At 73.9% G+C, this 14,772-nt stretch carries 7 protein-coding genes and 1 pseudogene; 6 read left to right on the forward strand and 2 right to left on the reverse strand.

Annotated features, from left to right (window positions below; genetic code table 11):
- Both IF37_RS41870 and IF37_RS0111010 read left to right on the forward strand, forming a co-directional pair.
- Positions 1–2,460 (forward strand): SUKH-4 family immunity protein (locus IF37_RS41870; protein WP_106981753.1); only part of this gene is annotated, 2,460 nt, incomplete at its 5' end.
- Positions 2,461–2,655: 195 nt separating this feature from the next.
- Complete coding sequence (locus IF37_RS0111010) at positions 2,656–3,528, forward strand: hypothetical protein (RefSeq protein WP_030739846.1); 873 nt, start codon at positions 2,656–2,658, stop codon at positions 3,526–3,528.
- A gap of 132 nt (positions 3,529–3,660) precedes the next feature.
- Here the strand turns inward: IF37_RS0111010 and IF37_RS39245 are convergent.
- A pseudogene (locus IF37_RS39245) lies at positions 3,661–5,156 on the reverse strand (MFS transporter).
- A 445-nt stretch (positions 5,157–5,601) separates the two neighbouring features.
- Here IF37_RS39245 and IF37_RS0111020 point away from each other — a divergent pair.
- The 4 genes from IF37_RS0111020 to IF37_RS0111035 all read left to right on the forward strand — a co-directional run bounded on the left by IF37_RS0111020 (position 5,602) and on the right by IF37_RS0111035 (position 13,857).
- Complete coding sequence (locus IF37_RS0111020; RefSeq protein ID WP_030739849.1) at positions 5,602–6,390, forward strand: ABC transporter ATP-binding protein; 789 nt, start codon at positions 5,602–5,604, stop codon at positions 6,388–6,390.
- The gene (locus IF37_RS0111025) at positions 6,387–8,969 is read left to right on the forward strand and encodes an ABC transporter permease (protein WP_030739850.1); all 2,583 of its coding nucleotides are present in this window, start codon (positions 6,387–6,389) and stop codon (positions 8,967–8,969) included. Before IF37_RS0111020 ends, IF37_RS0111025 begins: the two co-directional genes overlap by 4 nt.
- A gap of 229 nt (positions 8,970–9,198) precedes the next feature.
- On the forward strand, positions 9,199–12,729 hold the full coding sequence (gene mfd / locus IF37_RS0111030) for a transcription-repair coupling factor (protein WP_030739852.1): 3,531 nt from the start codon (positions 9,199–9,201) through the stop codon (positions 12,727–12,729).
- A 411-nt stretch (positions 12,730–13,140) separates the two neighbouring features.
- Complete coding sequence (locus tag IF37_RS0111035) at positions 13,141–13,857, forward strand: HNH endonuclease family protein (protein ID WP_030739854.1); 717 nt, start codon at positions 13,141–13,143, stop codon at positions 13,855–13,857.
- Between the two features lie 81 nt (positions 13,858–13,938).
- Here IF37_RS0111035 and IF37_RS0111040 read toward each other — a convergent pair whose 3' ends face one another.
- Positions 13,939–14,697: a hypothetical protein gene (locus IF37_RS0111040; RefSeq protein WP_030739856.1), complete on the reverse strand. Its 759-nt coding sequence runs from the start codon at positions 14,695–14,697 to the stop codon at positions 13,939–13,941.
- Positions 14,698–14,772 lie beyond the last annotated feature (75 nt).

A 14,772-nucleotide genomic window follows, 5' to 3' on the forward strand; every position in this document is an offset into this window, starting at 1 on the left:
GGTGCGGGCGGGCCGGCCGTTCCCGCCGCTGCGGCCGGCGGGGCGCGGGGCGAGGCGCCGGCCGCGGCCGGTCCGGTGGGGGTTCCGCCGGGGGCGACGCCCTGGGCCGGGACCGACACGAACGCGGAGTCCGGCGAGGACGACCGTTCCGTACCGCTGCCCGCGACGGTGTTCGCGCCGCCGTTGGGTGACGTGGACGGTGCGCCGCGCCCGCCGGGGTCGGTGCCGGACGCGCCGACGGCGCTGATGTCGGGTGGCAGCGCGCTGCCGCCGACGGCGGTCGTGCCGGCGCTCGACGCGCCGGGCACCCAGGGGGGTGCGCCGGGTGCCGGTCAGGGTGGCACGCCCACGCCGCCTCGGGGCGCGCCGGTCGACGGTCAGGCACCGGCGGCTCCGGGCACCCCGCCGCCGGGTGTGCCGCCGTACCCTCCGGCGCACGGCACGGCACCCGGCGTGCCGGGTGCCCCGCAGGGCGGCACGCCGCCGCCCCCGCCGCCGTCGGCCCCGTCGTACGGCTATCCGCCGCCTCCGGGCGGGCCGGGGTACGGGTATCCGCAGGCGCCGGGCGGTGCGCCGGACGCGCCGCGGCCTCCGGCGGGTCAGGGTCCGGTTGCGGGCCAGGATCAGGGCCAGGGTCCGGTTCGGGGTCAGGGCCAGGATCAGGGGTTGAACCAGGGCCCGGTTCAGGGCCGGGGTCCGGGTCAGGGTGCGGGGGCGCCCGCGCGGCCGCTCGCGCCGCACGCCGGGGACATAGCGGACGCCGCGACGAGCAAGGCGGCGCCGCCGCCGAAGAAGGCGCGCGGGGGAGCGGGTGCGCCGCCTCCGCCACCGGGTGCCCCGGGTGTCCCGGGCGCGCCGGGCGCACGCCCGGGCAGCGTGCCGCCGCCCGGGCCGGGTGCGCCCGCGGGCGGGTACGTGCCGACGCAGCTGGTGTCGTCCCTCGGTCCTGAGGGCCCCGAGGGCCAGCAGGGCGGTCCGGGCGCGCCGGCCGGTCCGGGGGGCGCGGACGGGACCCGGGCACCGGGCGTGCCGCAGCCTCCGGGCGCCCCCGGCGTGCCACCGGGCGCTCCGGGCGGTACGCCTCCGGGTGGTGTGCACCAGGCGGCCACGATGTTCGCCGACCCGAACCGGCCGGGCACCGGCGCACCCCGGCCTCCGAGCGCCCCGGGCGCCCCGGGCATGCCTCTGCCACCTGCCGCTCCCGGCACCCCAGGTGCCCCGCAGCCCCCGCACGCCCCCGGTGCCCCGGCGCCCGGTGCCCCGGGTGCGCCTCGGGGACCCGTGCACCACGCCGAGACCGTGCTGTCCGCTCCGCCGGTGGCCGGTCCCGGCGTGCCTCCGCCGCCGCCCGCGCCCGGCGCACTCGGCGTGCCTCCGGGCGCTCCGGGTGCCCGGCCGCCGATGCCGCCCGGCGCGATGCCGCCCGGCGCGATGCCGCCGCCGGGGGCACCGGTGCCCGGGCAGGCGTACGGGTATCCGCAGGGTCAGCCGATGGTCGGCCCCGGTTACCAGGCCGTTCTGCGCTACCGCGCGCAGGACGGTTCCGAGCAGCAGCTGATCCGGCGTTCGGCGCCGGGTGTGCCGCACCCGGAGTGGCAGATCTTCCACGAGCTGCGGGCCATGAACGTGCCGCCGGACCAGGTGCTGGAGCTGCACACCGAGCTGGAGTCGTGCGCGCTGCCGGGTGCCTACTGCGCGCGGATGATCCGCGAGCAGTGGCCGCAGGCGCGGATCACGAGCATCGCGCCGTACGGCACGGACCAGGCGAGCCGGCAGCAGGGCATGCACCAGTTGCTGGCCCACCAGGGCGAGCTGCACCAGGTGGCGGACGGTCCCGCGCGGCCGGCGCCGGTGCGGGCGCCGCTGCCGCCGGTGCAGGCCGTGCCGCCGATTCCGCCGGAGGGGGTCGCGCAGGAGCTGGCGGCGGCGTTCGGGCCGGGGATCTTCCGGTTCGAGCAGCAGGCGGTGTCCCGGCAGGGAGTGCCGCCGATCGTGGCGCACACGCTGGTGGTGGCCGGACTGCCGCTGGACATGGGCCCGTTCTTCTGGGCGCAGGCGCAGCCGGGCCGGCCGGTGCCGACGCTGGCGGAGCTGGCGGCCGAGCGCGGGGTGCGGCCGGCGGCGGACGCGGGCTCGTACCTGGTGATGGGCACCGACTTCGGCAAGGCGGTGTGTGTGCAGTACGGGACGGCGAACATCGTGGCCGTGCCGGTGGAGGCGGGGCCGGGCGGTGCGCCGGTGCCGCCGCAGTTCGTCAACACGGGGCTGCCGGAGTTCGCGCGGTGCCTGGCGCTGCTGGGCCGGATGTGGCGGCTGCGGTACGGGCTGAACCAGGAGCAGGCGGGCCGCTGGACCGTCGACTTCCAGGCGCAGCTGGCGGCGCTGGACCCGGCGGCGCTCGGTTCGCCGGAGAGCTGGTGGTCGGTGCTGCTGGAGCAGATGTGGGACGGGCTGTTGTAGGGAGTCCGCCGCCCGTCGGGCGGTGTGAGTCGTCGGGCCCTTCACGCGTGCGCGTGAAGGGCCCGACGCGTTTTCCCGTGGGTGCTGCGGAGTGTCGTGTTATGAACTGATACGTCCGATCCATCAAGATGTGCACGAAATCATCCTGTCGTGTATGTCCGGTGGAGAGGAGTCCCCAGGGTGAGCAGCGCATCGATGCCGCCGCACGGCTTCGCGACCGTCCGGGGGCGCGGCTACCGCCCCGAGCAGATCGACGCGTTCCTGGAGGCGCTGTCCGACGACCGGGACGCCGCCTGGGAGCGCGCCGCCCGGCTGACCGTGCTCGCCAGGGACATGGAGGCGGAGGCCGTACGCGCGCGTGAGGAGGTCGCCCAGCTCGTGCCGCAGACGTACGAGGCGCTCGGCGACGGCGCGCGGCGCCTGTTCCAGCGTGTGCGGGAGGAGGCGGCGGATCTGCTGGAGCGGACGCGGCGGGCGGCCCAGGAACAGATCGCGCAGGCCGAGTCGCGCGGCGACCGGGTGCGCCGGGCGGCGGCGGAGGCGGCGGAGGCGATCCGCGCGGAGGCCGACGAACACGCCCGTCGGCGGCTGGTCGCCGCGCAGGCCGAGGCCGACGGGATCCGGGCCGCGGCCCGGCACGACGTGAAGGCGGAGCGCGGGCAGGCGCTCGCCGTGCTGCGCGAGGCGCGGCAACTCGGCACGGGCGCGCTCACCGAGCTCTCCGGGGAGCAGGCCGAGCGCTGGGCCGCGGCCGAGCGCGAGGAGGCCGAGCGGATGGCGGCGCTGGACGCCGCGCACGCCGAGCGGGCGAGCCGGGCCGAGGCCGCGCTGGCGGAGGCCACGCGGGCCCTGGCGGAGGCGGAGGAGTACGGCCTGCGCTGTCAGGAGGCGGCCCGCGCGCGTGCCGTGGAGATCGTCGCCGAGGCGCGCGTGCGCGAGGAGCTGATCGCCCAGGAGACCGAGCGGGTGCTGCGCGAGCACGGCGACACCTGGGACGACGTGCAGGCGCACATGGACTCCGTGCGGGACAGCCTCATCTCGCTGACCGGCCGGGTGGCGATGGAGTAGCGCGGCCGGCGCCCGGGCACCGTCCCCCGCGCGTCACCGCGGGGCGCGTGTCGCAGCGTCGCCCCCGGGCCGCGGAGGCGCGGTGCCGGCCGCCCCCGGCGGAAGGCGCGTTCCAAGGGCCGCAAGAGCCGTTCACTCCTGGAGTACCGGGAACCGCCGGGGCGCGACCAGCAGCAGCACCACGAACGCCACGGCGGCCGCGCCCGCCGCCCCCAGGTACACCGCGTGCACCGCCCCGGCGATCGCCCGCCGGGTCGCCTCCGGGGCCGTACCGGCGTCCAGTGCCCGGGTGACGGAGTCCAGGTCGCCCGCCCCGCCCAGCCGTGCGGCCAGCACCCCGTTGGCGACGGCGCCGAACAGGGACGCGCCGAGGGTCTGCCGGTCTGCCGGCAGAACAGGACCGAGGCGGTCGTGGTGCCCCGCTCCGACCAGCCCACGGTCGACTGCACCCCGACGAGCAGCGGCAGCTGGAACAGGCCCAGCGCCCCGCCCAGCAGCAGCATCAGCAGCGCCGGCTGCCACCACGAGCCGGGGTAGGGCAGGAACGGGAACGCGCACAGGAGCAGCGCCGCCAGGCCGATGCCGAGCAGCGCGGTGTCCCGGAAGCCGATGCGCCGGTAGACGTGCTGGCTCAGCGCGGCGGAGACCGGCCAGCTCAGCGTCCACACCGACAGCACGAACCCGGCGGCGACCGGCGCGAGCCCCAGCACCGACTGCGCGTACGTCGGCAGGAACACCGCCGGGGCCACCATCAGCAGCCCCAGCGCGCCGAGCGCCAGGTTGACGGCCGCGATGGTGCGGCGCCGCCACACCCAGCCCGGGATGATCGGCTCCGCCGCCCGCCGTTCCACGGCCACGACCACGCAGACGAGGGCGAGACCCGTGCCGAAGAGGGCCAGCGACGGCGCCGACAGCCACGGCCAGGCGACGCCGCCCTGCACCAGCGCGGTCAGCAGCACACCGCCGGCCGCGAACACCGCGAGGGCGCCGCCCCAGTCCACGCGCGCGCGGGGCGCCTTCTCCCGCTCCGGCTCGTGCAGGTGACGGACGACCAGCCAGAGGGCGGTGACGCCGATCGGCAGGTTGACCAGGAAGATCCAGCGCCAGTCGGCGTACGCGGCGAGGACTCCGCCGAGTCCGGGCCCGGCCACCGACGAGACCGCCCAGACGGTGGAGAGCCGGGACTGGATCCGCGGGCGCTCCGCCAGCGGGTACAGGTCGGCGGCCAGGGTCTGCACGGTGCCCTGCAACGCCCCGCCGCCCAGGCCCTGCACGATCCGGAACGCGATCAGCGACCCCATGTTCCAGGCCGCCGCGCACAGCAGCGAACCCAGCAGGAACACGGTCGCGCCCACCACCAGCACCGGTTTGCGGCCGAAGGTGTCGGACAGCTTGCCGTACACGGGGAGCGTGACGGTGACGGCGAGCAGGTAGCCGGAGAACAGCCACGAGAAGACGGAGAACCCGCCGAGGTCGCCGACGATCTGCGGGACGGCCGTGGAGACGATGGTGGAGTCGAGCGCGGCCAGGGCCATCGCCAGCATCAGCGCGGCCACGACCGCCCCGCGCCGCCGGTCTCCGTGGCGTCGGGCCGTGCCGCCGCGTATCGCCGGTCGTGTACTCCCCACCGCGCACCCCTCCCGTGCTTCCCGCCGGAAGCTACCCCGTTGCCCCCTGCATCCATGTCCGCGATCCCGGCTTTCCGCGGGACCGGGGCCCCTGCCCGGCACCGGCGGCGAGGCCCGCCGAAGGGTGCGGCGACCCCGAGAACGGCTCCACCCCGAGGTGGAGCCCCCCTAGGGGTTCCTCCGTACCCCGGCTCCGGGAGGGGTCGTCCCGGCGGAGGACGAGACCGCGGGCGGGTCCTCCGTAATCTGGCCGTATGCCGTCGGGGGGCGGCACGGGGGTGGTCCACCGCACGGTTGACGGTGGGGTTTACCCCCCGGAAAGAGGGGGCTCCGCACCAGCGCGCGGCACTCCCGCCGACCGCCAGACTCATCGGCGTATCCAAGACGACCTTCCGGCACTCCGGGCCACCGGCACCGACGTGTCAACCGACATAGGAGACATACCGTGACATCGGCTGTGACCATTCCCAGGCACGGGGGCACTGGAGGGCGTACGGCCGTTGCCGCGCGGGCACGGCAGGTCGTGAAGGCGTACGGGTCCGGCGAGACCCGCGTTGTCGCCCTGGACCACGTCGACGTGGACATCGCCCGCGGCCGGTTCACCGCGATCATGGGCCCGTCCGGGTCCGGCAAGTCCACCCTGATGCACTGCCTCGCCGGACTCGACACCGTGACGAGCGGTCAGATCCACCTGGACGAGACCGAGATCACCGGCCTGAAGGACAAGAAGCTCACCCAGCTGCGCCGGGACCGGATCGGCTTCATCTTCCAGGCGTTCAACCTGCTGCCCACGCTGAACGCCCTGGAGAACATCACGCTGCCCATGGACATAGCCGGCCGCAAGCCCGACCGGGCCTGGCTGGAGCGGGTGGTGGACACCGTCGGGCTCACCGGACGGCTCAGGCACCGCCCGACCCAGCTCTCCGGCGGCCAGCAGCAGCGCGTCGCCGTGGCCCGTGCCCTCGCCGCCCGCCCGGAGATCATCTTCGGGGACGAGCCGACCGGAAACCTCGACTCGCGCGCGGGCGCCGAGATCCTCGGCTTCCTGCGCCGCTCGGTGGACGAACTCGGCCAGACCATCGTCATGGTCACCCACGACCCCGTGGCCGCCTCCTACGCCGACCGCGTGCTCTACCTCGCCGACGGCCGGATCGTCGACGAGATGTACCAGCCGACGGCCGATCAGGTCCTGGACCGGATGAAGGACTTCGACGCCCGGGGGCGTACGTCATGACCGTCCTGAAGACCTCGATGCGCAACTTCGTCGCGCACAAGGGCCGCATGGCGCTGTCGGCGGTCGCGGTCCTGCTGTCCGTGGCGTTCGTCTGCGGCACGCTGGTGTTCACCGACACCATGAACACCACCTTCGACAAGCTGTTCCAGGCGACCTCCTCGGACGTCACGGTCAGCCCCGAGAGCGCCTCCGACGACGGCGAGACCACCTCCCGCACCGGCAAGCCGCCGGTCCTGCCCGCCTCCGTCGTCGGTGCGGCCCGCGGGGCCGAGGGCGTGAAGTCGGCGGAGGGCGCGGTGGTCTCCACCTCGGTGACCGTCGTCGACGGCGGCAAGGAGAAGCTGTCGCCCAGCAGCGGCGCCCCCACCATCGTGGGCAACTGGAACGGCAACGACGCCCGCACCATGGAGATCACCTCCGGTGCGGCGCCCAAGGGCCCGGACCAGATCATGGTCGACGCCGACACCGCCGACAAGCACGGCCTGAGGCTCGGCGACGAGATCGGCGTGATCACGGTCGTCGGCACGCACCACGCGCGCGTGTCCGGCATCGCCGCGTTCAAGGTCACCAACCCCGGCGCGGCGATCTTCTACCTGGACACCGAGACCGCCCAGCGGACCCTGATCGGACGGACCGGCGTCTACACCGGCGTCAGCGTCACCGCCGCCCCCGGCGTGAGCGACGAGCGGCTGAAGCGGAACGTCACCGCCGTCCTCGGCCACGGCTACAAGGTGCAGACCGCCAAGGAGGTCGCCGCCGCCAACCAGAAGGAGGTCCAGAGCCTCCTCAACGTCATGAAGTACGCGATGCTCGGCTTCGCCGGGATCGCCTTCCTCGTCGGCATCTTCCTGATCATCAACACCTTCTCCATGCTGGTCGCCCAGCGCACCCGCGAGATCGGCCTGATGCGCGCCATCGGCTCCTCCCGCAAGCAGGTCAACCGCTCGGTGCTGGTCGAGGCGCTGCTGCTCGGCGTCGTCGGCTCCGCGCTCGGTGTCGGCGCGGGCGTCGGCATCGCGGTCGGCCTGATGAAGCTCATGGGCCAGATGGGCATGCACCTGTCCACCGACGACCTCACCGTCGCCTGGACCACCCCCGCCCTCGGCCTGCTCCTCGGCGTCGTCGTCACCGTCCTCGCCGCCTACCTGCCCGCCCGGCGCGCCGGCAAGGTCTCCCCGATGGCCGCCCTGCGCGACGCCCACGCCCCGGCCGGCGCCCGCTCCGGCGCCGTCCGCGCCGTCCTCGGCCTGCTGCTGACCGCCGCCGGAGCCTGGAGCCTGTACGCCGCCGCCTCCGCCGACCAGGCCAAGACCGGCTCGGGCTGGCTGGGCCTCGGCGTGGTGACCACCCTGATCGGCTTCGTCGTCATCGGCCCGCTCCTCGCCGGCGGCCTGGTCCGCGTCCTCGGCGCGGTCATCCTGCGGATCTTCGGGCCCGTGGGCCGGATGGCCGAGCGCAACGCGCTGCGCAACCCGCGCCGCACCGGCGCCACCGGCGCCGCCCTGATGATCGGCCTGGCCCTGGTCGCCTGCCTGTCGGTGGTCGGCTCCTCCATGGTGGCCTCCGCCACCGACCAGCTGGACAAGACCGTGGGCACGGACTTCATCATCCAGGGCGAGCAGCAGTACCAGATGGTCAAGCCCGAGACGGTCCGCAAGATCAAGAAGACGCCCGGCCTGGAGCGGGTCACCGAGTACAAGATCCTCGACGCCTCCCTCACCACCCCCGACGGCCGCACCACCACCAAGGAGACGATCAACGCGGCCGACCCGGGCTACGCGCAGGACGTGCGCACCAAGACCGTGGCCGGCACCCTCGCCGACGCCTACCGGCCCGGCTCGATGTCCGTCTTCGAGGGCTTCGCCAAGGAGCACCACGTCAAGCTCGGCTCCACCGTCGCGGTCCACTTCGAGGGCGGCAGGACGGCGAAGCTGACGGTCCGCGCGATCACCAGCGACGAGGTCGTCGTCGACAAGGGCGCGATGTACACCTCCATCGCCACCGTGAAGACCCACGTCCCGGCCGACCGCATGCCCCTCGACCAGCTGGTCTTCGCCACCGCCCGGGACGGGCAGGAGACGGCCGCCTACCGGGCGCTGAAGTCGGTGCTGCGCGAGGACCCGGCCCTCACCGTGCGGGACCAGACCGACTACAAGAAGGCGCTGAAGGACCAGATCGGCCAGCTGCTCGACATGATCTACGGCCTGCTGGCGCTCGCGATCATCGTCGCCGTCCTCGGCGTGGTGAACACCCTGGCCCTGTCGGTGGTCGAGCGGACCCGGGAGATCGGCCTGATGCGGGCCATCGGCCTCTCCCGCCGCCAGCTGCGCCGCATGATCCGCCTGGAGTCCGTGGTGATCGCCGTCTTCGGCGCGCTGCTCGGCCTCGGCCTCGGCATGGGCTGGGGCGCCACCGCGCAGAAGCTCCTGGCGCTGGAGGGGCTGACGGTCCTGGAGATCCCCTGGCCGACGATCATCGGGGTCTTCGTCGGCTCGGCCTTCGTGGGCCTGTTCGCCGCGCTCGTCCCGGCGTTCCGGGCGGGCCGGATGAACGTGCTCGCCGCGATCGCCACCGACTAGCCGCACGGACCGGTCCGACGGCCACCGCACACGGGGGTTGCGGAGGAGGACCCGGCGCCGGGAAGCCCCGAGGGGGGCCTCCCGGCGCCGGGTCGCGTGCCGTCCCGGACCCGGGCGTCGTCCACAGCCTCCCGCACCGCCGCCCGCACCGTCGTACGCTGGACAGCCCCGGCCCGTCACACGTGTCGGGTCCTTCGTGTTGCCGACACCCTGGACGGAAAACCCCTCCATGAGCCTGCACGGTCTGCTCGACGCCGTAGTCAAGGACCCCGCCCTCGCGGAAGCGATCGCGGCGGCAGCGGACGGCAACCGCCCGCACGTCGACCTCGTCGGCCCCGCGGCGGCCCGCCCCTTCGCCGTGGCCGCCCTGGCCCGGGAGGCCGGCCGCCCGGTGCTGGCGGTCACGGCGACGGGCCGGGAGGCCGAGGACCTCGCCGCCGCCCTGCGCACCCTCCTCCCCCCGGAGGGCGTCGTGGAGTACCCCTCCTGGGAGACCCTCCCGCACGAGCGGCTCAGCCCGCGCAGCGACACCGTGGGCCGCCGCCTCGCCGTCCTGCGCCGCCTCGCCCACCCCAGCCCCGACGACCCCGAGACCGGCCCGGTCTCCGTCGTCGTGGCCCCCGTGCGCTCCGTGCTCCAGCCGCAGGTCAAGGGACTCGGCGACCTGGAACCGGTGTCCCTGAGGACTGGCCGCAGCGCCGATCTGAACGAGGTCGTCCAGGCCCTCGCGGCGGCCGCCTACGCGCGCGTGGAGCTGGTCGAGAAGCGCGGCGAGTTCGCCGTACGCGGCGGCATCCTGGACGTCTTCCCGCCCACCGAGGAACACCCCTTGCGCATCGAGTTCTGGGGCGACGAGATCGAGGAGATCCGCTACTTCAAGGTCGCCGACCAGCGCTCCCTGGAGGTCGCCGAACACGGTCTGTGGGCGCCCCCGTGCCGCGAGCTGCTGCTCACCGACGACGTGCGCGCACGCGCGCGTGCCCTCGCCGAGGACCACCCCGAGCTGGGCGAACTCCTGAACAAGATCGCCGAGGGCATCGCGGTCGAGGGCATGGAGTCCCTCGCCCCCGTCCTCGTGGACGACATGGAACTGCTGCTCGACGTGCTGCCCGCCGGCGCCATGGCCCTCGTCTGCGACCCGGAGCGGGTCCGCACCCGGGCCGCCGACCTCGTCGCCACCAGCCAGGAGTTCCTCCAGGCATCCTGGGCGGCCACCGCAGGCGGCGGCGAGGCCCCCATCGACGTCGGCGCGGCCTCCCTGTGGTCGATCGCCGACGTCCGCGACCGCGCGCGCGAGCTGGGCATGATGTGGTGGTCCGTCTCGCCGTTCGCCGCCGACGAGGAGCTGGACGCCGACACCCTCAAGCTCGGCATGCACGCGCCCGAGACCTACCGCGGCGACACCGCCCGGGCCCTCGCCGACACCAAGGGCTGGCTCGCCGACGGCTGGCGCACGGTGTTCGTCACCGAGGGCCACGGCCCGGCCGCGCGCACCGTGGAGGTGCTCGGCGGCGAGGGCATCGCCGCCCGCCTGGACGTCGACCTCGGCGCCCTGAGCCCGTCCGTCGTCCACGTCTCCTGCGGCTGCATCGACTACGGCTTCGTCGACCCGGCGCTCAGGCTCGCCGTCCTCACCGAGACCGACCTCACGGGCCAGAAGGCCGCCGGCCGCGACGGCGCCCGGATGCCGGTCCGACGCCGCAAGACCATCGACCCGCTCACCCTGGAGAGCGGCGACTACATCGTCCACGAGCAGCACGGTGTGGGCCGCTACATCGAGATGGTGCAGCGCACCGTGCAGGGCGCCACCCGCGAGTACCTGGTGGTCGAGTACGCGCCCGCCAAGCGCGGCCAGCCCGGCGACCGGCTCTACATCCCGACCGACCAGCTGGAACAGATCACCAAGTACGTCGGTGGCGAGGCGCCCACCCTGCACCGCCTCGGCGGCGCCGACTGGACGAAGACCAAGGCCCGCGCGAAGAAGGCCGTCAAGGAGATCGCCGCCGACCTGATCAAGCTGTACTCGGCGCGCATGGCCGCCCCCGGGCACGCCTTCGGCACGGACACCCCCTGGCAGCGCGAGCTGGAGGACGCCTTCCCGTACGCGGAGACCCCGGACCAGCTCACCACCATCGCCGAGGTCAAGGAGGACATGGAGAAGTCCGTCCCGATGGACCGCCTGGTCTGCGGCGACGTCGGCTACGGCAAGACCGAGATCGCGGTGCGGGCCGCCTTCAAGGCCGTACAGGACGGCAAGCAGGTCGCCGTCCTCGTCCCCACGACCCTGCTGGTGCAGCAGCACTTCGGGACGTTCTCCGAGCGGTACGCGCAGTTCCCGGTCAGCGTCAAGGCGCTCTCCCGCTTCCAGACCGACACCGAGGCCAAGGCCGTCCTGGAGGGGCTGAAGGACGGCGCGGTCGACGTCGTCATCGGCACCCACCGCCTGTTCTCCTCCGAGACCAAGTTCAAGGACCTGGGCCTGGTCATCGTCGACGAGGAACAGCGCTTCGGCGTCGAGCACAAGGAGCAGCTGAAGAAGCTCCGCGCCAACGTGGACGTGCTCACCATGTCGGCCACGCCCATTCCGCGCACCCTGGAGATGGCGGTCACCGGCATCCGCGAGATGTCCACGATCACCACCCCGCCCGAGGAGCGCCACCCGGTGCTCACCTTCGTCGGGCCGTACGAGGAGCGGCAGATCGGCGCGGCCGTCCGCCGCGAACTGCTGCGCGAGGGCCAGGTCTTCTACATCCACAACCGCGTGGAGTCCATCGACCGCGCGGCGGCCCGGCTCCGCGAGATCGTCCCCGAGGCGCGCATCGCCACCGCCCACGGCCAGATGTCCGAATCCGCGCTGGAACAGGTCGTCGTCGACTTCTGGGAGAAGAAGTTCGACGTGCTGGTGTCGACCACCATCGTCGAGTCCGGCATCGACATCTCCAACGCCAACACCCTCATCGTCGAGCGCGGCGACAACTTCGGCCTGTCCCAGCTGCACCAGTTGCGCGGCCGGGTCGGACGCGGCCGGGAACGCGGCTACGCCTACTTCCTGTACCCGCCGGAGAAGCCGCTGACGGAGACCGCGCACGAGCGCCTGGCGACCATCGCCCAGCACACGGAGATGGGCGCGGGCATGTACGTGGCGATGAAGGACCTGGAGATCCGCGGCGCCGGCAACCTGCTCGGCGGCGAGCAGTCCGGGCACATCGCCGGCGTCGGCTTCGACCTCTACGTCCGCATGGTCGGCGAGGCCGTCGCGGACTACCGGCGCCAGCTGGAGACCGGCGGGGTCGAGGAGGAGCCGCCGCTCGAGGTCAAGATCGAGCTGCCCGTCGACGCGCACGTCCCGCACGACTACGCGCCCGGCGAGCGGCTGCGCCTCCAGGCCTACCGGGCCATCGCCTCGGCCAACTCCGAGGAGGACATCAAGGCCGTCCGCGAGGAACTCACCGACCGCTACGGCAAGCTGCCCGAGCCGGTGGAGAACCTGCTGCTGGTGGCCGGGCTCAGGATGCTCGCGCGCGCCTGCGGTGTCGGCGAGATCGTGCTCCAGGGCACCAACATCCGCTTCGCCCCGGTGGAGCTGCGCGAGTCGCAGGAGTTGCGGCTCAAGCGGCTCTACCCGGGCACGGTCATCAAGCCGGCCGCGCACCAGGTGCTGGTCCCGCGACCGAAGACCGCGAAGGTCGGCGGCAAGCCGCTGGTCGGCCGGGAACTGCTGGCCTGGGTCGGGGAGTTCCTCACCTCGGTCCTGGGCTGAGGGGCTGAGTGTGGGGGTTTTCGGCTGAGGGGCGGGCGGGGCACGGGGGCCTGGACGGTCGGCGGGTGGTGCACGAGGCCCCGGGCCGGCCGACGGGTGGTGTACGAGGCGCCCCGGGCCGGCCGGGGGTGCGCCGGGTCCTGGACGGGGTGCGGGGCGCGCGCGGTGTCGTCCCGGCTGCCCTCCCGACTGTCCCGCCCGTCCCGCCTGTCCCGGCCGGCCGCCGGGCCGCCCTGGCGCCGGTCACCAGGTCGAGTGAACTGCCCCGCGTGCTGCCCCAGTTGCCCCCTGCTTGCCCCGTTGTGAGCCGTTAACGCCCCATCTGCTGGGCGCTCGGGGGACGTTACGGTGGGGAGCGGAACGATCCGCCCCCACCAAAGAGGCGGACCAGCACGAGCAAGGGGGCGCACCGTGACGCGTCTGAGGGGCGGAGCGGTCACCGCGGTGGCCCTGCTGGCCGTCGTGACCGGCTGTACGGCCGAGCAGACCGACGGGGCCGCCGGGCCGGAACGGACCGGGGGCGGGGGAGCGGCGCTGGCCGCCGCCGACTCACTGACCGTCAAGGGGCGGGCGCCGAAGACCGGTTACTCCCGGGAGCGGTTCGGCACCGCCTGGGCGGACACCGACTCCAACTCCTGCGACACCCGCGACGACATACTCAAGCGTGACCTGAAGAACGTGCGGTTCACCGGCGGCACCTGCAAGGTCTCCTCCGGTCTGCTGGACCCCGACCCCTACTCCGGCAAGGAGATCAGCTACCGGCGGGGCCGCAGCCAGGTCGACATCGACCACGTCGTGGCCCTCTCCGACGCCTGGCAGAAGGGCGCCAAGTACTGGGCCCCCAGCAAGCGCATCGCCCTCGCCAACGATCCGCTCAACCTCATCGCGGTCGACGCGAGCACCAACCGCGGCAAGGGGGACGGCGACGCGGCCACCTGGCTGCCGCCCGACAAGGCGTACCGGTGCCCCTACGTCGCGGCGCAGGTCGCGGTCAAGAAGAAGTACGGCCTGTGGGTCACCACCGCCGAGCGGTCGGCGATGAAGAAGGTCCTCGCCGGCTGCCCGGACCAGAAACTCCCCAGTGGCGGCAATCCGACCAAGGCACCCGAGCGCTTCCGGGCCCGGTGACGCGCCCCGGCCGGCGGAGCCGGTGCGCGTCACCGCCCCGCCGGGCGGCGCCACCGCCGACTCCGTCGCCCCGGTCCCGGGTCAGCCGTCCAGCGCGTCCAGGTCGATGATCTTCCCCGTCGGCTTGGTCGCGGGGACCGGACGGCCGTAGTCGGTGAAGCTCAGGTGCTCCGGCTCCTTGGCGCCGGACGCGCTGTCGACCCGCAGCAGGTACGGCTTGCCCTCGGTTGCCACGTACGCCGTGTAGCGGTCCTTGCCGTCCTTCTCGTGCAGGACGATCGCGGGCGTACCGTCGACCTCCGTGGTCTTCCCGCGGGTGGTGGCCGACGAGTCGTCGCCGCTCACGTCACCGAGCACCGAGTCCAGGTCGCAGAAGCTCGCGATGTCCTTGGCGTCCTGGCCCTTCACGGCCATCCTGGTCCACTTCCCGGCGAGCATCGCCACGGCCGCGTCCGTGTCCTCCTTGGACTCGCCCTCGCTCTGTGCGCGCAGGAACGCCTCGTCGTACTTCATGTAGACGCTGCTGCCGGTCCGGATCAGATCCGCCTTGCCCTGGCCGCCCATGCTCATCGTGCCGGCGCACTCGCCCTCGTGGTTGAGCGCCATGTCGATGTCGACGGTGCCCTTGCTCTCGTCGTCGGTGATCCGGCCCTTCATCCGCACCGACGAGGCACCCGTGGTGGCCTTCAAGGCGCGCTCGGCGATCCGGCCGCCGCTCAGCCCGGCGAACGGCCCCTTCGGCTTGCTGTCGGCCGTGTCCTGCCCCGACTGGCAGCCGGTGGTGAGCCCCGCCGTGGCCACGGCGGCGAGACAGAGGGCGGCAAGAGCGGTACGACGCATGACGGTTCCTTGCTGGAAGAGGTGACGAGTGTGGGGGTGGGTGGGGTGATGGGTGTGGGGGGTGGGCGGGGTGGA

It is taken from the genome of Streptomyces sp. NRRL S-31, from assembly GCF_000718775.1.
Taxonomy (GTDB): domain Bacteria; phylum Actinomycetota; class Actinomycetes; order Streptomycetales; family Streptomycetaceae; genus Streptomyces.

Bases quoted from the DNA above. Each gene is read 5' to 3' on its own strand.
- IF37_RS0111010 (WP_030739846.1), top strand. From the start codon at position 2,656: ATGCCGCCGCACGGCTTCGCGACCGTCCGGGGGCGCGGCTACCGCCCC.
- IF37_RS0111025 (WP_030739850.1), top strand. From the start codon at position 6,387: ATGACCGTCCTGAAGACCTCGATGCGCAACTTCGTCGCGCACAAGGGC.
- mfd (WP_030739852.1), top strand. From the start codon at position 9,199: ATGAGCCTGCACGGTCTGCTCGACGCCGTAGTCAAGGACCCCGCCCTC.
- IF37_RS0111040 (WP_030739856.1), bottom strand. From the start codon at position 14,697: ATGCGTCGTACCGCTCTTGCCGCCCTCTGTCTCGCCGCCGTGGCCACG.